This is a genomic window from Desulfosarcina alkanivorans, assembly GCF_009688945.1.
GTDB classification, from domain to species: Bacteria; Desulfobacterota; Desulfobacteria; order Desulfobacterales; family Desulfosarcinaceae; genus Desulfosarcina; species Desulfosarcina alkanivorans.
The window spans coordinates 2,774,102-2,793,873 of record NZ_AP021874.1 but is presented as its reverse complement, the minus strand read 5'-3'; the positions used below and the strand labels follow the sequence as shown (position 1 = coordinate 2,793,873).

19 protein-coding genes are annotated in these 19,772 nt (G+C 59.5%); 16 read left to right on the top strand and 3 right to left on the bottom strand.

Annotation, left to right across the window (positions count from 1 at the left end):
• Nucleotides 1–48 precede the first annotated feature (48 nt).
• The 3 genes from tsaA (at nt 49) to DSCA_RS12285 (ending at nt 1,857) form a co-directional block, all read left to right on the top strand.
• Nucleotides 49–597 (top strand): tRNA (N6-threonylcarbamoyladenosine(37)-N6)-methyltransferase TrmO, encoded by a 549-nt coding sequence (gene tsaA, locus DSCA_RS12295; protein WP_155316713.1) that lies wholly within the window; start codon nt 49–51, stop codon nt 595–597.
• A gap of 1 nt (nt 598) precedes the next feature.
• Nucleotides 599–1,201 (top strand): FmdE family protein, encoded by a 603-nt coding sequence (locus tag DSCA_RS12290; protein ID WP_155316712.1) that lies wholly within the window; start codon nt 599–601, stop codon nt 1,199–1,201.
• Nucleotides 1,202–1,482: 281 nt separating this feature from the next.
• Entirely contained in the window at nt 1,483–1,857 is a 375-nt protein-coding gene (locus DSCA_RS12285; RefSeq protein WP_155316711.1) for a GGDEF domain-containing protein, read from the top strand.
• A 41-nt stretch (nt 1,858–1,898) separates the two neighbouring features.
• On the opposite strand, the gene DSCA_RS12280 is transcribed toward DSCA_RS12285, so the two are convergent.
• Nucleotides 1,899–2,504: a superoxide dismutase gene (locus DSCA_RS12280; protein WP_155316710.1), complete on the bottom strand. Its 606-nt coding sequence runs from the start codon at nt 2,502–2,504 to the stop codon at nt 1,899–1,901.
• 194 nt (nt 2,505–2,698) lie between these two features.
• On the opposite strand from DSCA_RS12280, the gene DSCA_RS12275 reads away from it, so the two are divergent.
• The 12 genes from DSCA_RS12275 to DSCA_RS12220 all read left to right on the top strand — a co-directional run bounded on the left by DSCA_RS12275 (nt 2,699) and on the right by DSCA_RS12220 (nt 18,069).
• A complete protein-coding gene (locus DSCA_RS12275) occupies nt 2,699–3,655 on the top strand; it encodes a hydrogen peroxide-inducible genes activator (RefSeq protein ID WP_155316709.1) in 957 nt (318 codons plus the stop codon).
• Between the two features lie 420 nt (nt 3,656–4,075).
• Nucleotides 4,076–5,803, top strand: coding sequence for a long-chain-fatty-acid--CoA ligase (locus DSCA_RS12270; protein WP_155316708.1), 1,728 nt, complete (start codon nt 4,076–4,078; stop codon nt 5,801–5,803).
• 580 nt (nt 5,804–6,383) lie between these two features.
• On the top strand, nt 6,384–7,106 hold the full coding sequence (locus DSCA_RS12265; protein ID WP_155316707.1) for a FadR/GntR family transcriptional regulator: 723 nt from the start codon (nt 6,384–6,386) through the stop codon (nt 7,104–7,106).
• Entirely contained in the window at nt 7,103–7,864 is a 762-nt protein-coding gene (locus DSCA_RS12260; protein ID WP_155320397.1) for an ABC transporter ATP-binding protein, read from the top strand. Before DSCA_RS12265 ends, DSCA_RS12260 begins: the two co-directional genes overlap by 4 nt.
• Nucleotides 7,848–8,552 carry an ABC transporter ATP-binding protein gene (locus DSCA_RS12255; RefSeq protein ID WP_155316706.1) on the top strand — a complete coding sequence of 235 codons (705 nt, stop codon included), beginning with the start codon at nt 7,848–7,850 and terminating at the stop codon, nt 8,550–8,552. Before DSCA_RS12260 ends, DSCA_RS12255 begins: the two co-directional genes overlap by 17 nt.
• 117 nt (nt 8,553–8,669) lie before the next feature.
• A complete protein-coding gene (locus tag DSCA_RS12250; protein WP_155316705.1) occupies nt 8,670–9,569 on the top strand; it encodes a branched-chain amino acid ABC transporter permease in 900 nt (299 codons plus the stop codon).
• A gap of 6 nt (nt 9,570–9,575) precedes the next feature.
• Nucleotides 9,576–10,541, top strand: coding sequence for a branched-chain amino acid ABC transporter permease (locus DSCA_RS12245; RefSeq protein ID WP_155316704.1), 966 nt, complete (start codon nt 9,576–9,578; stop codon nt 10,539–10,541).
• Nucleotides 10,542–10,719: 178 nt separating this feature from the next.
• Nucleotides 10,720–11,940 (top strand): ABC transporter substrate-binding protein, encoded by a 1,221-nt coding sequence (locus tag DSCA_RS12240; protein WP_155316703.1) that lies wholly within the window; start codon nt 10,720–10,722, stop codon nt 11,938–11,940.
• Nucleotides 11,941–12,055: 115 nt separating this feature from the next.
• Entirely contained in the window at nt 12,056–12,490 is a 435-nt protein-coding gene (locus DSCA_RS12235; RefSeq protein ID WP_155316702.1) for a 4Fe-4S dicluster domain-containing protein, read from the top strand.
• Nucleotides 12,483–14,375 (top strand): aldehyde ferredoxin oxidoreductase family protein, encoded by a 1,893-nt coding sequence (locus DSCA_RS12230; RefSeq protein ID WP_155316701.1) that lies wholly within the window; start codon nt 12,483–12,485, stop codon nt 14,373–14,375. Before DSCA_RS12235 ends, DSCA_RS12230 begins: the two co-directional genes overlap by 8 nt.
• A 138-nt stretch (nt 14,376–14,513) precedes the next feature.
• Nucleotides 14,514–16,178 (top strand): choline dehydrogenase, encoded by a 1,665-nt coding sequence (gene betA, locus DSCA_RS12225; protein WP_155316700.1) that lies wholly within the window; start codon nt 14,514–14,516, stop codon nt 16,176–16,178.
• Nucleotides 16,179–16,437: 259 nt separating this feature from the next.
• Nucleotides 16,438–18,069 (top strand): alkaline phosphatase, encoded by a 1,632-nt coding sequence (locus tag DSCA_RS12220; RefSeq protein ID WP_197904781.1) that lies wholly within the window; start codon nt 16,438–16,440, stop codon nt 18,067–18,069.
• On the opposite strand, the gene DSCA_RS12215 is transcribed toward DSCA_RS12220, so the two are convergent.
• On the bottom strand, nt 18,056–18,277 hold the full coding sequence (locus DSCA_RS12215; protein WP_155316699.1) for a hypothetical protein: 222 nt from the start codon (nt 18,275–18,277) through the stop codon (nt 18,056–18,058). The genes DSCA_RS12220 and DSCA_RS12215 overlap by 14 nt on opposite strands.
• Before the next feature lie 232 nt (nt 18,278–18,509).
• Between DSCA_RS12215 and DSCA_RS12210 the strand changes: the two genes are divergently transcribed.
• On the top strand, nt 18,510–19,340 hold the full coding sequence (locus DSCA_RS12210; RefSeq protein WP_155316698.1) for a nitroreductase family protein: 831 nt from the start codon (nt 18,510–18,512) through the stop codon (nt 19,338–19,340).
• Nucleotides 19,341–19,431: 91 nt separating this feature from the next.
• Here the strand turns inward: DSCA_RS12210 and DSCA_RS12205 are convergent, their stop codons facing one another.
• The gene (locus tag DSCA_RS12205) at nt 19,432–19,719 is read right to left on the bottom strand and encodes a Trp family transcriptional regulator (RefSeq protein ID WP_155316697.1); all 288 of its coding nucleotides are present in this window, start codon (nt 19,717–19,719) and stop codon (nt 19,432–19,434) included.
• Nucleotides 19,720–19,772: the final 53 nt, after the last annotated feature.

Genomic DNA, 19,772 nt, shown 5'->3' with positions numbered 1-19,772 from the left:
GGATGCGTATCTGTTTGTTATTCCATATTCAAATTTCTGGAGGTGATTATGCAGCCCGACCCCGTTCATCCGCAGACGATGCAACTCACACCCGTGGGCGTGGTGAGAAGCGCGATCGACAAACCCATGCTGTCCGCCGACGAAGCGGACCTGTCGCTCGCCGATCGCATGGACAATATCAAGGCCTATCATCGCCGGGTGGAAAACACCGTCTGCCAGCTGGTCATCGGCCCCCAATGGGCGGACCTGTTGGACGGAATCGAGGATTTTTCCCATGTGCTGGTGCTCTATTGGCCTCACCTGATCGACCCGGCCCGGCGCAGCCTGAGAAAAGTTCATCCCATGGGACGCAAGGACCTTCCCCTGAAGGGCATATTCGCCACCTGCAGTCCGGCCCGGCCCAACCCGGTGCTGGTGTCGGCGGTGCCGCTGGTGGCCAGAAAGGGCAACGTCCTGGAGGTCAGGGGCCTCGAAGCCGTGGACGGCAGCCCCATTATCGACGTGAAGCCCTATTCCAGGTCCTACCTTCAGGTGGACAACCTCAAGGTGGCGGACTGGATGGAGACGATTCACCGGGAAATGGAAAAGGAGGCCTGATATGGACGCCCGACAGATCATGGACAGTGATGCTTTCAAACGCTGCCAGGCTTTTCACGGCCACGTGTGCGGCGGGCTGGCCATCGGTTACCTGGCGGCCACCGCCGGGTTGGACTGGCTGCGGGAAAAGCGGGCGCTGGATGAAGAGCTGGTGGCCATCGTGGAGACCGATGCCTGTTGCGTGGACGCCATTCAGGCGCTGACCGGCTGCACGTTCGGCAAGGGCAACCTGATTCACCGGGATTACGGGAAAATGGGCTTTACCTTCTTCAATCGCCGCACCGGCCGGGGGGTGCGCCTGGCCATGAAACCGGACGCGTTTCGGGTCAACGACCGCCAGATCACATTGTTCCGAAAAACGCGCGACGGCAGCATTACGGATTCGGAAAGGGCGGAACTGGACGCCCTGGGCATGCAGCGGACCGTCGATGTTCTCAATACCCGTGCTGAAGATCTTTTCAGCATTTCTGCGGTGACCGCCGGCATGCCGGACAAGGCGCGCATCGAGCCGTCCACGCCCTGTGCCCGCTGCGGTGAGCCCACCATGGCATCCAAGCTGGAAACGGTGGACGGGGCTCGGGTTTGCCGGGGGTGCCTGGCTTAACAGGATGTTGAAAAACGATTGCGCTTGTCCATACGGCGTTAAAATTCGTCTCAAAATACTCATTTATCACTCATAAACTGCGCTATTTCGCCGAATTTCGCATTGTCTGCCCTGCGCTCATGACGTTTTTCAACACCCTGTTGATCGACTCATCGGCCCAAAGCGGCCTCGTCCGACCGGCCGGGCCGGTGAAATAAACATCGGTTTGACGCCGTCGATGACCGGACTGCTGCCCCGATGTTGTTATTCAATAATGGGTCTGGTATGTTCGGTCCGCAGGCATTCGCCAACGGTCATGCACCGACAGCAAGAAAAATGGGGACACCCCGTTTTCGGATGAGGCAGCCCGATGGACAGCGACTGCGTTTCTGGTTGTACTGCCGGAAACCGGTCAGAAGGGTGCCATGGTGCTGGCTGAGCGGATCCGGACAACCGTGTCGGGCCGCGTAACCCGGACCGACGGGCATCCTATCTCCATTACCGCCGGTTTCGGCGTAACCGGTTTCTCTCCTCAAGCGGATGGAATCGCGGTTACGCCGGCATCGCTGCTCCGGCAGGCCGATATTCTGCTTTACGAAGCCAAGGCAGGGGGGCGCAACCGGGTCAAAGGGCGCCCGTTGCCCCCCCTGAGCCACCTGCCTGTCCCGCACCCATGACCCGCAGGTCTTGGCCGGGGCATGCCTGCCCCTGGCCACCTTCACCCGGCGGCGGCCACATAGATATCGTTGACCCGTTCCCAGTCGACCACCTTGAAGAAGGCATCGATATACGCCGGGCGGCGGTTCTGGTATTTCAGGTAGTAGGCATGTTCCCAGACGTCAATGCCCATCACCGGTGTTTTTCCCCGGCTGACGGGGCTGTCCTGGTTGGGCGTGGCCACGATCTCCAGTTTCCCCCGGTCCAGGGCCAGCCAGACCCAGCCGCTGCCGAAAAGCAGGGCGGCGGTACTGGAAAACGCGTCCTTGAATTTCTCATAGCTGCCGAATTGCCGGGTGACGGCCTCGGCCACCGGCCCGCTGAAAGGGACCTCTTTTTTCAGCATCGGCCACCAGAACGCGTGGTTGGCATGTCCGCCGGCATGATTTCTCACAGCCGTGCGAATGCCCTCGGGAACGGCGTCCAGGTCTTTTAGAAGGGCTTCAGCGGTTTTATCGTGGAGCGCCTCATGCCCCTCAAGGGCGGCATTCAGCTTGTCCACGTAAGTCTGGTGGTGCCGGGTGTGGTGAATTTCCATGGTCCGGGCATCGATGAAGGGTTCGAGTGCGTCGTAGGCATAGGGCAGTCCGGGTAATGTGTGGTTCATGGTCAGTCCTCCAAGACAAACGGATTCGGTTTTCTCATATACGGGGCCCCGCGGCGTTCCGTTACCCGCCGTGACGGGATATCCTCACATGCTCTTCGACATCGGGGCCGTCCCGATGTTGACAAACAATGGCAACGCCCATAACATAAATCAAATCGATTAAATTTATAAATATATAGATAGAATTTATACGAATGATCACGCACACCCAACTGGCGTACCTGGTCGCTGTGGACCGATACGGGAGCTTTTCCAAAGCGGCCGAGCGGTGTTTCGTCACCCAGCCGACCTTGAGCATGCAGATTCAGAAACTGGAGTCGGAACTGGACGTAACCCTTTTCGATCGCGGCAGGAAACCGGTTCAGGCCACTCCCGTCGGCAAGGCGGTCATCGATCGGGCCTACCGGACCCTGAAGGAACTCAAAGGCGTCACGGAGGTGGTCCGGGAGCAACGGGAAGCGGCGTCCGGAGAACTCCGGCTGGGCATCATTCCCACCCTGGGGCCCTACCTGCTGCCCCGGTTCATTCCTGATCTGCTCACGTCCCACAGCCGCATTCGGGTGACTGTCCGGGAACTGCTGTCCATGGATATCGTTGAGGGGTTGCGCAGGGATACTTTGGATGCGGGCATCGCCGCCACTCCGCTGGAGCAGAAGGGCATCCGGGAGACCCCATTGTTTTTCGAGCCTTTTTACGGTTTTGTGTCGCCGGGTCACCGTCTGGCGGAAAAGACGCGCCTGTCCACCGGCGACTTCATGCCCGATGAGATGCTTCTTCTTCACAATGGCCACTGCATGCACGGACAGGTGTCCCGGCTGTGCACGGGATCTGCGGATCTCAGTGGAGAAGGCCCTGCACGGCTGCGCTTTGTGGGCGGAAGCCTGGATGGACTGATTCGTATGGTGGCGTCGGGGCACGGCGTCACCCTGCTTCCCGAATTGGCGGTCATGACGCTGGCACCGGCGTCCAGGGGACTGCTGCGGCCCCTGGAATCACCGGTACCGGCCCGGGAGGTGAGCCTGATCACCCACGGTCCGGAGGTCAAGACCCGGCTGCTGGAAATTCTCAGACAATCGATCCTGAAGGGGGTTCCCGACGGACTGAGAGAACAAAAGCCGGCCTGGCGAATTATCGGCGCAAAGCCCGGTTGACGCCAGTGCCGTGCCGCAGCGGCTTTCATCGGAGAAAAACGCTTCCGTCCGAAGGCCGGTTTTCTTCGGACCCGGGCGGCCGGACCCGCCGACCCCCGATCCGCTCCCAGCCTCCGCAGCATTCTACAGCGGTGGAGACGATCTTTGCCGGGGTCAGTCCCGTGTTGACCCCGGCCGGGAAAAAGGATACCCTTCCCCGAAAGTTACCTTTTCAAGCATCCCTTTTTATTCATTTGCAGTCCGAGAAAAGAATCATAAATCGGCGTTACCGTCTCGTTGACGCCATCGGGGGCCCGGTTTAAGAATCCGGGGATTCAGACCTCCCTTGCAGGCGGTGGCCTTTTATCCGATGACGTCTCCGGCGCCCCAGGCAGCGCCGAAGATCCGGTCGTTCCACCCCAACCCACAGGAGTAGATGCAATGGAATTCGCTCCCTGGCCGACACAGAACTGGCCCGACGGTGTCCCCCACGAGATTCATGATTATGACATGCCCTTGTTTCAATTGCTCGACGACGCGGCAAGGGACTATCCGGATCAGACCTATACGATCTTCAGCGGTGCCCCGCGAACCTTCGCCCAGGTCAAGGATACGGCCGACAGAATCGCCCATTTTCTGCATGCCAAGGGAATCCGAAAAGGCGACCGCGTAGCCATTTTCCTGCCCAACCTGCCCCACTATCCGGCCATATACTTCGGCATCCTCAAGGCCGGTGCGGTCTGTGTGACCTGCAACCCGCTCTATACGCCCGGTGAACTCAACTATCAGCTCACGGATACCGGGGCCAGGGCCCTTTTCTGCATGGACCATCCCCAATTCTACCCCACCACCGAAAAAGCCATCCAGGGCACCGACGTGGAGACCGTGGTCGTCTGCAGCGTCAAATCCTATCTGCCCCGGCTCAAGGGGTTTCTGGGCGGGTTGCTCGGTAAAATCCCCCGTGCCGCGCGCCACGCCCCCGGGCACCTGATGTTTGACGACGTGGTGGCCCGCGCCCAACCCGCTCCGCCGGCCGTGGACATCGATCCGACCGGGGACCTGGCGTTGATCATCTACACCGGCGGCACCACCGGGGTGCCCAAGGGGGCGGCCCTGACCCATGCCAATTTTGTGTATGACCTGATGGCGCTGGATGCCTGGGCGCGGCTGGTATACGAAGACGGCGGAGCGGTGGAAGGCATCCGCAGGGGCGGCCATCACTGTTACCTGGGCGTACTGCCCTGGTACCACAGCTTCGGCATGACCTGCGCCATGCTGTCCGCCTGTGCATCGGGCAGCCGCCTGATCTGCGTGCCCGACCCGCGGGCCGGCGACCCGCCCTTTACCGAGGTGCTCAAGCTGGTGGAAACGCACCGGCCCACCCTGATGCCGGCGGTGCCAACCGTCTTCGTGGCCTTTACCAACCATTCCCTGCTGGATGAGTTTGACCTGACTTCCCTGATGGGGTGCTTCTCGGGCGGAGCGCCCCTGCCCCCGGAAGTGTGCAGACGCTTCGAAGAGAAGACCGGTGCCGTGATATTCGAGGGGTATGGATTGAGCGAAACCGCTCCGGTGGCCACGGCAAACCCGACGTTCAGAGACCGGCGCAAGATCGGATCCATCGGCTTTCCCATGCCCGGTACCAACATCAAAATCCTGGACGCCGACACCGGCCGGGCCGAAATGGCGCCGGGAGAAGACGGCGAGGTGGCCGTTTGCGGGCCCCAGGTCATGAAGGGCTACTGGAACAAACCGGAAGAGACGGCCGAGGTGTTCCGTGAATTCGACGGCCGCCGTTATTTTCTCACCGGCGATATCGGCCACGTGGATGCGGACGGGTACGTGGTGATCACGGACCGTAAAAAAGACATGATACTGGTGGGGGGCTTCAATGTCTACCCGCGGGAGGTGGAGGATATTCTCTTCACCCATCCCAAGGCGGCCCTGGCTGCCGTGGTCGGCGTTCCGGATGCCAAAAGCGGAGAAACGGTCAAGGCGTTCATCCAGCTCAAAGATGGCGAAACCTGCACCGAATCGGAAATCCGCGATTTCTGCAAGGAGAATATGGCTGGCTACAAACGGCCCAAGGCCATCGAGTTCCGCGATACGATTCCGGTTTCCAGCGTCGGCAAGGTGCTGCGGCGGGTGCTGCGGGATGAAGCGCGGTAGAACGCATAAAACCATCGGTTGACCGTCGGCAGCCGGCGGACATGAGGCCTTGCCGCTTTTTCCTGTTCGACCTGAAGCGGTCGAGGCCACTTTTCAGCGTCCTGCCTGCCGGAGCCGGCAAAAGCGAGGGCCCGGCCAGATAAACCGGTCGGTGCCGATCCGGTGCACACAGGTCAGCGGCGTGACATGGACGTGAAGACGCCTGCCGGGGTGTTTCTGGATGGTTCAATGAATATGAAAACGCCTTAATGGTAGTACCATCAATTCAGTCCAAGATGGCCGGATGTCGTTTCAGGATTCTGACGCAAAATCGGATAGATTCGTATACAATACTTTATTATAATTAATAAAAAAATACTTTTTGTTCCTTTTCCGCAGCTGCTGCAACCATCATAAAAATGGTTGACAAGCCTTTCGATATCCAGTAGCGGTACGACCACCGAACTGTGAATGCGATTCATTCATTTATCTGAAAATAATTTCATGCACCGGCATCAATCGCGCCTGTGCAGCCACGGTTGCGGACGGTGGGTGTTTTCAATGCGTTTTTGGCCGCAACCGGACAACGAATGGCGGGACGATGTTCAATCCGGTAAACGGCAGCGGGATGACCGGTAATGTGGCCCTTCAGATCGAAGCGGCCATTCTGGACGGAAAGCTTTCGCCCGGGGAAAAAATTCCCAGCGAACGGGAGCTTCAAACGCTTTTCAAAACCGGTCGCGGTGTGGTCCGGGAAGCACTCCGGGAGCTGAAGCAAAAAGGGCTGATCGAAACGCGCAGGGGAGGGCAGGGCGGTACCTATGTCAAGAAAATCGGTGCCTACGAAGCCAGTCAGCCCCTGACGCTGATGATCAAACAGCGCGACATCGACATTGCCGACCTCATCGAGTTTCGTGAATCCATAGACAGAACGGTCACCATCCTGGCTATATCGAGAGGAGACGACGACCAGGCGGCAGCACTTTTGAGGGGCGTCGAGAAACTTGAAACGGCCGGACTGTGCCCCTCGCCCTCCATGGCGCGCATCACCGAGGTGGATCGGGAACTGAATCTGCTGCTGGTGAAGATGACCCGAAACCCCCTTTTCGACTGGATCATGCAGACCATTCAAATCAGTTTCGGTTCCTATGACTACGTCCTGTACGAAGATGCCTATTATCGGGAAAAGACGATCCAAAACTGGCGGGAAACGGCCACGGCCATTGCCGCTCGTGAGCCGCTCGAGGCCCTTTCGTTCATCGGCTTCCATTATGTTTTGCTCAATCGCTGCATCCGCGAAAATAAAAAGGACTCTGACGCATGATGACATCCGGGAAGGATGCCGGCCACGGTGCGAATCCCATCTTGAAGGTCGACCATGTCACCAAAAAGTTTGGCGAACTGGTGGCCGTCAATGATTTGAGCTTTACGGTCGAAAAGGGACAGATTTTCGGCATCGCCGGTCCCAACGGCGCCGGCAAATCCACGGTTTACAACCTGATCACCGGTTTCTACCCTTTCGACGGACGGATCGAATTCGATGGGCGGACCATTTCCGGACTGCAGCCCCATCGGATTGCCCAACTGGGTATCTCGCGCACTTTCCAGATCCCCCAGACCTTTCCCAGCCTGACGGTGGAAAAGAGCATCAGCGTGGGCAACCGCTTCGGTGCGCAGGGGCGTTTTGACCCGGCGTACGTGGAAGAGATCATCCGTTTTCTGGACATGCAGGCCATCCGGCACCAGCCCACCGGGCAGCTGAACCTGCTGGGCAAGAAAAAACTGATGATGGGCGCCGCCCTGGCCACCCGGCCGAAAATCCTCATGCTCGATGAACCCATGGCCGGCTCCAACGCCAACGAGATCAAGGACCTCATGGCGTTCATCCGCCGGATCAATACGGACATGGGGGTGACCATCATCATCATCGAGCATTTCATGAAGGTGTTGACCGAGTTGACCGAAACCCTGCTGATTATCGAAACGGGCGGCGAAATCTGTTGCGGAGATCCCGTGGCAGTGACCTGTGATCCGCGGGTGATCGAGTGTTATCTGGGGGATGCGTATGCTGAAGGTAGCTGATCTTAACGCCTATTATGGCCAATTCCACGTGCTCAAGGATGTTTCCATCGAAGTGGACAAGGGCTCCGTGGCCGTGATGCTGGGGCCCAACGGGCACGGCAAAAGCACCCTGCTCAAAGCCATCTGTGGACTGGCCGAACGCGTGGAGGGCAGGATCTCCTGCAATGGCCGGGAAATTCTCGGCCAGCCGGCGGAGAGCCTGGTCAACCAGGGCGTGGTCTACATTGCCGAGAACCGGGAGCTTTTTCCGGATATGACCGTAATTGAAAACCTGAAGCTGGGCGCCTATTCAAAAAATGCCCGACCCCGCGAAAAACAAAACCTGGAGCGGGTCTTCGACCTGTTTCCACGACTGGCCGAGCGCCACCATCAGCTGGCCTCCACCATGAGTGGCGGGGAGGCCAGGATGCTGGCCATCGCCCGGGGCCTGATGGCCAATGCCGACTTCCTCTGCGTCGACGAGCCTTCCCTGGGGCTGCAGCCGAATCTGCGTCTGGAAGTGTTCAACATCATTCAGGAAATCAACCGGCAGGGAATGACCATACTGCTGGTCGAACAGAACATCCCCCAGATCACCGAGATGGCCGACCGGATCTACGTCCTAGAGGAAGGCTGCATCACTTTTTCCGGCAATAAGGATGACGCCCTGGGCAACGACCACCTCAAAGAGATTTTTCTGGGCATGTAAACCAGCCACACCCCTGGCACAGAAGCATGATCATGGCCATACATCGCCTTTTCAGGCAATCCCGGGAACCCGCCGCGTGCATTTCGTCCCCTTGCCGGTAAACGGAGCGGAACCAAGATGACAATGAACGAAGATACCCTGTTCCTGATCTACGAACTCATCGACGTGATCATCAGCGGACTGACCAACGGATCGGTATATGCGTTAATGGCCGTCGGGCTGACCCTGGTATACGGCGTAACCAAAGCCTTCAACTTCGCATACGGCTCCTTTTTCAACCTGGGCGGCTATTTCGCCTGGATCATGATCAATTTCGTCGGACTGGTGGGCGGGTACTTCTCCGTCTTCCTGGCGGTGGTTCCCCTCATGTTCGCCGTGGGCTACGCTCTCGAAAAAACCATGGTGGCCCCCCTGAGAAAGCGGGATGAGTGGGAAATGAAAGTCATGATGCTGACCCTGGGACTGGCCCTGTTCATGGACAACCTGTACGCCGTGGTCTTCGGCGGCCGCGTCAAGTCCCTGCCGGCCATCCTGGAAGGCACCCTGGAGACGGGGAACCTGGTCTTCTCCTACCAGGACATCATGATCTTCTTCCTGTCCATCAGCGGCATCCTGCTCTTCGGCTGGATTCTGAACAACACCCGCACGGGCATGGCCGTTCAGGCCGTGGCCCAGAACCCGGAAGGGGCCAGGATCGTCGGCATCCCCAAAAACCGGATTTTTGCGGCCACCTTTGCCATTTCGACGGCCATGGTGGGTTTCGGCGGCATCCTGCTCAGCCAGAAGTACTTCATCTCGCCCATGTCCGGTGGCGCCATCATGATCAAGTCCTGGGTGATCACCGCCTTCGGGGGGATGGGCTCCATTCGCGGCGGCCTATACGCCGCCTTCATTATCGGCATGCTCGAAGCCTTCGTGGGCTGGACCTTCGGTATGAGCTACGGCATGATCGCTCTCTTCGTTTTACTGCTAACCACCCTGGCGGTAAGGCCCCAGGGGTTGATGGGAAAAGGCTGACGCTCTATGAGTATAAAACGTATGCTGACCATGATGGGGGCGGTCTATGCCGCCATGGCCCTCATGCCCCTGTTTGTGGGTGACGTCCGTTTTGTCATGCACATCCTGATCATGTGCCTCATCTGGGCCGTCGTGGCATCCTGCTGGGATGTCATCATGGGCTTTGCCGGCATCTTCTCCTTCGGGCAGGTGGCTTTTTTCGTCATCGGCGCCTATTTTTCCGCCATTATTACGGTCAATTTCGCTGTGCCGGCGGTGTTGGCCATCCTTCTGGCGGGCCTGTTTACGGCAGCCATGGGGGTTCTTGTCGGCCTGCCCTGCCTCAAACTGGCCGGACCATACGTGGCCCTGGTGACCTTCGGCGTGCACATGACCCTGATGCCCCTGCTGCGGGGCGATATCGGAAAGGCCATCGGTTCGGGCGGATCGGTCGGCATTCTGACCATCCCGCCGATCAGCATATTCGATTATACCTTCAGTTCGGCCAACCTGGTACCCACCTTCTACCTGACCCTGGTGCTGACCGTCATCTGCTCGCTGATCATCATGGTGGTGATCAAATCATACTGGGGGACGGCGTTCCTGGCACTCAAAGATTCACAGGAATTTGCCATGAGCCTGGGGGTCAGCGCCTTTAAATACAAACTGATGGTCTTTGCCGTCACCTCTTTTCTCACCGGTATCGTCGGCGCCTTTTACGGCCACTACATCGGCATGATCTCCACGCGTATGCTCGAGCTTGACCTGTTCTGCACCCTGATGGTCATGCTGGTGGTGGGGGGCATCGGCCACTTTCCGGGGGCCATCTTAGGGGCAATTATCACCGTCACCGCCAACGAACTGCTGGCGCCGCTGGGTGCCTACCGGGCCGTTACCATGGGGGCCCTGGTGGTGATTTTAGTGCTGGCGCTGCCCAACGGCGTCATGGGCTTCTGGACCAAACCCCTGTCCGCCGGGGCGAAGCAGGGCTGAACGCAGGGCCGGCCGGGCCCCTTCAGCCGTCGCCATGGTTTCCTCAGGCATTTCGGTCCTGGGGCAGGCAGCGGTCAGCGTATCTGAAAACGACAATGCTTAAACTGGAAAACCACCTTTATGCCATTGTATCGCAGGCGTATTCAACATTACCATTAAATGAAAGGAAGGGCGCGACATGAAACGAGTGACGATACTATCGATGGTAATGGCCTTTTTGGTTCTCTCCGGGTCGACGGCCATGGCCGCCGACAACATTCCCGTGGGTGTTCCTCTGGCCATGACCGGTGCCTATACCGGCTCTGGCGATGACTATTTCAAGGGCATCAAGATGGCCATCGACGAGATCAACGAGGCCGGCGGCCTGCTGGGCAAGCCCGTCGAGATCATCCGCTACGATTCCAAGGAATTTGCCCCCGAAGTGGTCATGCAGGGCGCCGATTACCTGTGCGGCCAGAAGAAGGTCACCTCCGTGCATGCCGGATGGGCCGGATGGGGCCAGGACGTCCGTGCCTATGGCAAGTACGACGTGCCCTTTTTTGCCGACGACGGCTCACAGGCCGCCGTGGATGTCTACAGGGAAAACCCGGCCCAGTATTCGAATATTTTTCAGCTGACCGATGTGGGCATCGAACAGGCCAAGAGCATGTTCCGGGTGCTGATGGCCCTGCCTTACGAGTATCCCAACAAGAAGGCCGTCATCATCAACACCGATGACTCCTGGGGCGTCGAAGTGGGGGATACCCTGGAATCCAGCTTCAAGAAAAAGGGGTGGAAGGTCGCCAAGCGTGAAACCGTGCCATACGGCACCAACGAGTGGGGGGCCATCCTGACCCGTATCCGCAGGATCAAACCGGCACTGATCCACATCGAGATCCCCAGCGCTCAGGAGAACATCACTTTTTTCCGCCAGTTTATCAAAAAGCCCACCAGCTCGATCCTGAGTCTGGGATGGGGGATCACCCCGCGCGAAGTGGTGGAGAACCTGGGCGACGCCGCCGACGGGATCGTGGGTGAGATGCCCACCGGCCTGCCCGGTCCCGTGGCACCCAATGCCGCCGGTCAAGCCTGGATCGACAAGTTCGTAAAATTATACAATCACCAGATCCCGGCCGGCTCATGGGCAACCTACACCGGTGTTATGGCATGGGCCAAGGCGGTAACGGCCGTGGGCGATGCTTACGACTTCAAGGCCGTGAACGCCTATCTCCGGGAAAACGGCTATAACGGGCATCAGGGCCTGATCAGGTGGGACAAGGATAATGTCCTGCGCGCACAGGAAGCCGCACCGGTGGTGCACTACCAGGTGCAGGGCGGCGAGCTGAAAGCCATTTACACCGATCCGCCAACCAGGGCCTACAAGGATAGTAAATTCATCGTTCCACGCTGGATAAAATAAGCGCCGGCGCGGCAGCGGGGGGGCCGGGTGGCCCCGGCCCCCGGTTTCCCGAACCTCTGACTCTGAAGGTCTTGAAAGGCTCGTGTTCCGACCGGTTCGGACACCGACAACGAATATGACCGACTCTCTTTTCATCAAAACCAATTTCGACCTGTGTACCGGCTGCAGCCTCTGCCAGCTGGCCTGCAGCCTGCGTTTGCTGGGCGGTTTCAACCCCCACCGGGCATTGCTCAAGATCACGCACGGCCGTGAGAACCTCTATCACTTCCCAACGGTGTGCAATCACTGCGCCAATCCATACTGCGCCAATGTCTGTCCCGTCGAGGCGATCCGCCGAGATCCCGACACCGGAGCCATGGTGGTGGATCAGTCGACCTGTGTGGCCTGCAACCTGTGCAGCCAGTACTGCCCCATCGGCGTGGTGGGCGTGGATGTGGACTTGAAAAAATCGGTCAAGTGCGACCTGTGCGGCGGTGACCCCCACTGCGTGGCGGCCTGCCCCACGGGCGCCCTGGAACTGGCCGTCCGGCGGGAGGTGAACGATGGCTGATGGTACCATGGGACAATTTCTGGTGGCGGACCTGTCCTCCCGAAAGGCCTGGACCGTCCCGCTGCCCCAATGGCTGAAAGATGACTTCGTCGGCGGCAAGGGCTTCGGCGCCAAGCTGCTCTATGACCTGACGCCTGCCGGCGCGGATCCCCTGGGTCCGGAGAATGTCATCATGTTCATGACCGGGCCGCTCACGGCCACGTCGGCACCCAGCATGCGCGCCTGTGTGATTACCAAATCACCGTTGACCGGCATCTACCTGGATTCCTTCTTCGGCGGCCGTTTCGGGCCGGAGATCAAGTATGCCGGTTACGACGGGCTGATCATCCTGGGACGGGCAGCAGCGCCCACGGTGTTGTGGATCGACGACGACCGGGTTGAATTTCGTCCGGCCCGGGGAATTTGGGGAACCGATGCCCTGACGGCCAACGATCTTGTTAAAAAGGAACTCGATGCACCCGAGGCCCGGGTGGTGACCATCGGCCAGGCCGGAGAGAACGGGGTGCCGTTCGCACTGGTCAGCTGTGAGTACAACCGCCAGGCCGGCCGCGGTGGTGCCGGGGCGGTAATGGGGTCCAAAAACCTGAAAGCCATCGCCGTCACGGGCAGCCGCCTGGTGACGGTCGATGACCCACTGGCGTTTCAAGCGGCTTGCGATGCGGCCAATGCCGATATCCGGGCCAGCGACACCTGCGACGCCCTCACCGACAGCGGCACGAGCAACTCCGTCCCCTGGTCGAATGCCGTCGGTACGATGCCGTACCGCAATTACTTCGATCAGGTCAACGACAAGGCGGACCGGTTGGGCGACGAGGGGCAGAAGAAACACCTGTTCCTGGGGAAATCCGCCTGTTTCGGCTGTCCCATTCGATGCAGCCAGATGGGGGCCGTACGTACGGGCAAATACGCCCATACCATTACCGACATCGTGGAATATGAATCCGCCGCCCTGATGGGCAGCAACCTGGACATTGACGATGTCCGGGCCGTGGCCCACCTGGTAAAACTGTGCGATACGTACGGATTGGACAGCATGTCCACGGGCGGCGTGATCGGATTTGCCTTTGAAGCGGTAGAAAAGGGGCTTCTCGATCCGCCCGAGGGGGTGACGCTCTCCTTTGGCAGCGTGGCCGGCGCCGAGTACCTGATCCATGCCATTGCCGCGCAGGAAAACGATCTGGGCCGCCTGCTCGGCGGGGGGGTCAGGCAGGCGGCTGCCCGCCTGGGGGGGGATGCGGGGAATTTCGCGCTTCACGTCAAGGGCCTGGAAGTGCCCGGGTGGGCGCCGCGCGGTACCCCGGGCATGGGGCTGGCCTACATGACCGCCGATCGTGGTGCCTGCCACCAGCGCGGCTTCATGGTGGCCTATGAGGTCGGCGGCCGGGAGTACCGGGGCCAGCCCGTGGATACCTACGGGCTGACGCAAAAGGCCGAAATCCTGAAGGGCGAACAGGATTACCTCGCCGGTCTGGATGCCCTGGTAAAATGCGATTTCGGGGCCTTCGGGATCACGCCGCAAAGCTATGTGCGCCTGTTCAACGCCGCCACCGGCCGATCGGTCGACACCCGGTTTTTTGCCACCCTGGGGGAGCGCATCTGGAACCAGACCCGGCTTTTCAACCTGCGCGAGGGGCTTACGTCCGGTCAGGATCGCCTGCCAAGACGGATTGTCGCGGAGCCGCTTCCCGGCGGCCCCCACAAGGGGCGTCGCATCAGCGAGGCGGACATGGCATTCATGCTGTCGGAGTACTATCAGCAGCGCGGGTGGGACCAGCGCGGCCACCCGACCGAGGAAAAGATCGTCTCTCTGAGGCTGGACAAAAAACGGCGTTTTGACTGCGGCCCGCAGCCCTTTCCGGAAGAGGATCCGAATCTTCGTCCCTGAAAAGGAGCCGGTCGACCCGGCAGGCCTTCCCGTTTGGTACAGGACGCCATTCGTTCAGCGTGCTTTCAGAATGGCTGTCCGGCGGTGTGTCAGGGGGTGGCTCAATGCAGCCATCCGTGCAACCCATGAGGAGTAAAAATGAAAACCGGAAACTATGACTACATTATCGTCGGCGGCGGTTCCGCAGGCTGTGCGCTGGCCAATCGGCTCAGCACCAATCCGGAAAACCGGGTACTGGTGCTGGAAGCCGGGCGCCCCGATTACATATGGGACATTTTCATCCACATGCCTGCCGGACTGACCGTCCCGCTGGGCAATAAATTATACGACTGGTGTTACGAGAGCGAACCGGAGCCGCACATGAATAACCGGCGTGTTTTTCATGGGCGCGGCAAGGTGCTCGGCGGTTCCAGCAGCATCAACGGGATGATCTACATCCGTGGAAACGCCATGGACTACGAACGCTGGGGCCGGGATGCCGGTATGGAGAACTGGGACTACGCCCACAACCTGCCCTACTTCAAACGGGCGGAGACCCGCCTGATCGGTGCCGACGAATACCATGGCGTCAACGGGCCCCTGCTTCTTGAAACCGGCCCCTGTAAAAACCCGCTTTTCGGCGCCTTTCTCAAGGCGGTTCAGGAGGCCGGGTACCCCTTGACGGATGATGTCAACGGATACCGCCAGGAAGGATTCGGTGCCTTTGACCGCAATATCTACCGCGGCCGCCGCCTGAGTGCGGCGCGGGCCTACCTGCATCCGGTCAAAGGCCGCCCCAACCTGACCGTGGTCTGCCGGGCCTTTGCCAATCGAATCCTTTTCGACGGGAAAAAGGCCGTGGGTGTCGAGTATGTCAAGGCAAAAGGGGCTGCGCGCAAGGTATACGGTGGAGAAGTCATCTGCTGCGGCGGCGCCATCAATTCTCCCCAGCTGCTCCAGGTTTCCGGGGTGGGCAACGCCGCCGAACTGGAGCGCGCGGGCGTCCGGCCGGTGCACGATCTTCCCGGGGTCGGGGAGAACCTCCAGGACCATCTGGAGGTCTATGTGCAGTATGCATGCAAACAGCCGGTGTCCATGTACCCGGCGATGCAGTGGTACAACAAGCCCCTGGTGGGGTACCGGTGGCTCTTTCACCGCAGCGGGGCGGCGGCCACCAACCACTTCGAGGCCGGCGGGTTCATTCGCAGCAACGACGATGTGGCCTACCCGAATCTCCAGTTTCACTTCCTGCCCGTGGCCGTCCGCTACGACGGATCGTCTCCCTCCGGCGGTCACGGCTACCAGGTCCACGTGGGGCCCATGTACTCCGACGCCAGAGGATCGGTGAAGATCAAGTCCGCCGACCCCCGGCAGTATCCGGCCCTTCGGTTCAACTATCTTTCCACCGACCAGGACCGCCGCGAGTGGGTGGAGGCCATCCGCTGTGCCCGCAGGATCATGAACCAGCCGGGATTCGACCCCTTCAATGGCGGAGAGGTGTCTCCCGGCCCGTCCGTTGAAACCGACCAGGAGATACTGGACTGGGTGGCTGCGGACGGTGAAACCGCCCTGCACCCCTCGTGTACCTGCAAGATGGGTACGGACCCCATGGCCGTGGTGGACCCGGACAGCATGAAGGTCCACGGCATGGAGAACCTCCGTGTGGTGGATGCATCGGCGATGCCCTATGTGACCAACGGGAATATCTACGCGCCGGTGATGATGATTGCCGAAAAGGCGGCCGACCTGATCCTGGGCAACACCTTGGTTCCACCCTCATCGTCGCCCTTTTACAAACATCAGCCGGAGAAGAAAGGCGCATAGGGCGTCGTTGCCCGATCCGGGTCAGACGATTGCCGCACATTGCCTTTTCCTAAAACAGGCGTTTCGCCTTTTGAGATGAAGACATGCGCGCAACCCCATAAAATCATGTCCTTCCTCTTTTTTCCGAGAATGGCGAAACGCCTGTTTGGGCTTTTTTCTCATCTGTCCACCTTGTCTTCACCCCGACCCCTGGCCTGTTTCCCCGCCGCTTGCGGCGGGGTTTACATAACACCAACCACCTGAATAGGAGCGAGGCAAAATGAAAAAGAAAATGGTCCGGTTCGTCGTATTGTCATTGGTTACGGTCATGGTCGCTGCCGGCTGTTCCGGTACGCTGGGCCGCGGGATAGCGCCGGATGCAGCGCCGACCAAAAATGTAATTATGATTATCGGCGACGGCATGGGCCCGGAGCAGGTCGGCCTGCTGCTGTCCTACGCCAGGCAGGCGCCCCGGACGGTCATCAAGAATAGAAAAACAGCCTTTGACCGGTTGATGGACGACGGGGGGGTGATGGGACTCTCGATGACTTACCCCAGCGGTGTTCTCGTTACGGATTCCGCCGCGTCCGGAACCCAGCTGGCCACCGGCCAATTTGCCGGATCGGAGATGATCGGTGCCGACAAGGACGGCAATCCGGTGGAGACAATTTTAGAAAAAACAATCCAAACGGGCAAGTCGACCGGGCTCGTTTCGGATACCCGCCTCACCCATGCGACACCGGCGGCCTTTGCCGCGCATCAGCCCCATCGCAGCCTGGAAAACGAAATTGCCGTCGACATGTTGAATGCCGGCCCCGATGTGATGCTCTCGGGGGGATTGCGCTATTGGATTCCCAAATCGGCCAATGATAAGGACTCCGCGGTGAGAAAAGAGCTGGAGCAGATGACCCAGGGCTCCGTCAAAATCAAGTCCAAACGCAAAGACGAGCGGAACCTGCTCAAGGAGGCCCGGGAAAAGGGCTATGACCTGGCCTTTAACCGGTCCCAGATGGAAGCGGCCCAGGGCAAGGTGTTAGGCCTGTTCGCATACTCGGCCATGCCCGACGGCATCAAGGTGACCCACAGCCTGAACAGCCCCGAGCGGACCATTCCCACGTTGAAGGAGATGTCTGCAAAGGCGCTGGAGCTGTTGTCAAAAAATGACAAGGGGTTCTTCCTGATGATCGAGGCCGGTATGATCGACTGGGCCGCTCACTATAACGATACCGGGTTGATGCTTCATGAGATGATGAGGCTCAACGAGACCGTAGACTATGTATTGGACTGGGCGGAAAACCGCGATGACACCCTGGTTATCGTGACGGCTGATCACACGACCGGGGGGTTCGGGATTAGCTACAACGCGAGCGACCTCCCCCAGGGAATGACTCTGCCGGGTTCTCTGTTTCAGGGAAGAGAATTCAAACCCGGGTACAACTTCGGCAATCCAGAGGTGCTGGACAAAATTTACAGCCAGCAACTGAGCTACGGCGATATTTTTTACGGCAAGTTTGACAGCCTGCCCAAGGAACAGCAGACGCCGGCCATGCTGGCGGAAATCGTCAATGCGTACACGGAGTTCGAAATAAGCGAAGACCAGGCCGCCAGGGTCCTGGCTACCGAAGAGAATCCATTTTTCGTAGACGGGCACAGCTATCTGGGGACCAACGTGGTTCCTAAAATGGGTCCGACCGGCTCCTTCTTCGTTTATCAGACCGACGACAACCGCCAGAATCTGTTGGCCAGAGAGGTGGCGGCTGACCAGATGGTGGTCTGGAATAGTGGCACGCACACGGCTACACCGGTTCTCGTGTTTGCCAAGGGCGCACCGGAGGCGATGGCACCGTTCGGTGATGTGCTGCACCACACGCAACTGAGCCGCTACGCCATTGAAGCCATCACGAACCGATGATCGCCGGCTCGCTTTCGATGGAATTATAAACAGTCGGAAATGATGCGTCCTTGCCATTTTCGTGGAGGCGGGGTATCCCGTGAAGCATTGGGGTGCTATGAATTTGAGTGCTTCGGGCCCCCGCCTCCGAATTTTTTTTCGCCCCGGCCTTCATCATTCGAATTTCTGTCATGACTTCACCATCGGTGAACCGAAAAAGCGAGCGCATTCCCTATCGCCTGGCGCGGGGAGGATTTACCCCTTGTCGTTGACATCAACGGAAAAATAGTCGAAAAACAGGATCGACAGCGCTGCTATTGTCGATTCTCCCGCCTTGCGATCCGGGCGACGTGGCAATCCCGGTGCGTCACCGGTGTTACGAACAGGGGGCCTAAAACCGGGGAAGATAGAGAAATTCTCAGGCAGGCCACAATTCTGCAACATTGATGCGGAGATAAAAAATGACCGTGTTGACCATCGACGAGAAGACCTGCAACCGGGACGGCATCTGTGCCGCCGTCTGCCCGATGGGCATTATTGATTTTTCCAGGGGGGAACTGCCCTCGCCGTCCGCAGACGCGGCCGACTTGTGCATCGCCTGCGGGCATTGCGTGGCGGTGTGCCCCACCGCCAGTATTTCTCACGCGAAGATGACGGCCCGGCAATGCCCGCCCGTCCGGAAGGAACTGGCGTTGACTGTCGAGCAGTGTGAGCATTTTCTTCGCAGCCGGCGATCCATTCGGGCATACAAGGACCAGCCGGTTCCCCGGGGCACACTCACCCGGTTGATCGGGATTGCCAGCCACGCGCCCTCGGGACACAATTTCCAGAGCCCCCGGTGGCGGGTCATCGACAATAAGGACCGGGTCAGGCAACTGGCGGGGACCGTCATCGACTGGATGCGCTGGATGGCCGACAACCAGCCGGAAATCGCCGACGGTCTGAACATGCCCCGCGCCATCCGCCGCTGGGAGGCCGGAACCGATGTGATCCTGCGCGGCGCACCGGTGCTGGTCGTGACCCATGCCGAGAAAACCGATCGAACGGCCCCGGCCGCCTGTATCACTGCCCTCGCATACATGGAACTGGCCGCCGTATCCATGGGGCTGGGAAGCTGCTGGGCCGGCTACTTCCATGCGGCATTGATGAGTTTTCCGCCCCTGGTGAAGGCCCTGGCCCTTCCCGACGGCCACCACTCCTTCGGCGCATTGATGCTGGGATATCCCCGGTTCGCCTACAAGCGCCAGCCCCTGCGCAACCCGCCGGTTATCTCCTGGTGGGACCAACGCTGACCACCGTGGCCCGGTGCCGGCTGCATGGCCGGTCCGCCGTTTTAGGATTCCCCGGCCTCAATTCCGGTCGCCTGTGTATGTGGGAGGCCGGTCAGTCCCCGTCCCTTTTTTCGTAGAGTTCGTCCAGCACTTTTTTCAGGTAGCTTCCCCTGGCCTTGAGCAACTTTGAGCCTCGGGTGATTTTGCAGAGGCTGATCTTATGTTCGGCGGCAATCCTGCGCTGGGTCTTGCCTTCGTACAGGTCCTTGAGCAGTTGCCAGCGAAGGGTGAGGGTGTCGATCTCGCTGGGGGTGAAGATCTCCCGGAACAGCGCTTCCATCTCTTTGAGGTCGTTGGTCCGGGCGAAGACGTTCATCAGTTCCCGGGTAACAGTTTTCATGGGGACGGCCTTTGGTTAAGTCTGAATTTTGCCGGGTCGATCCGTTTGGGTGT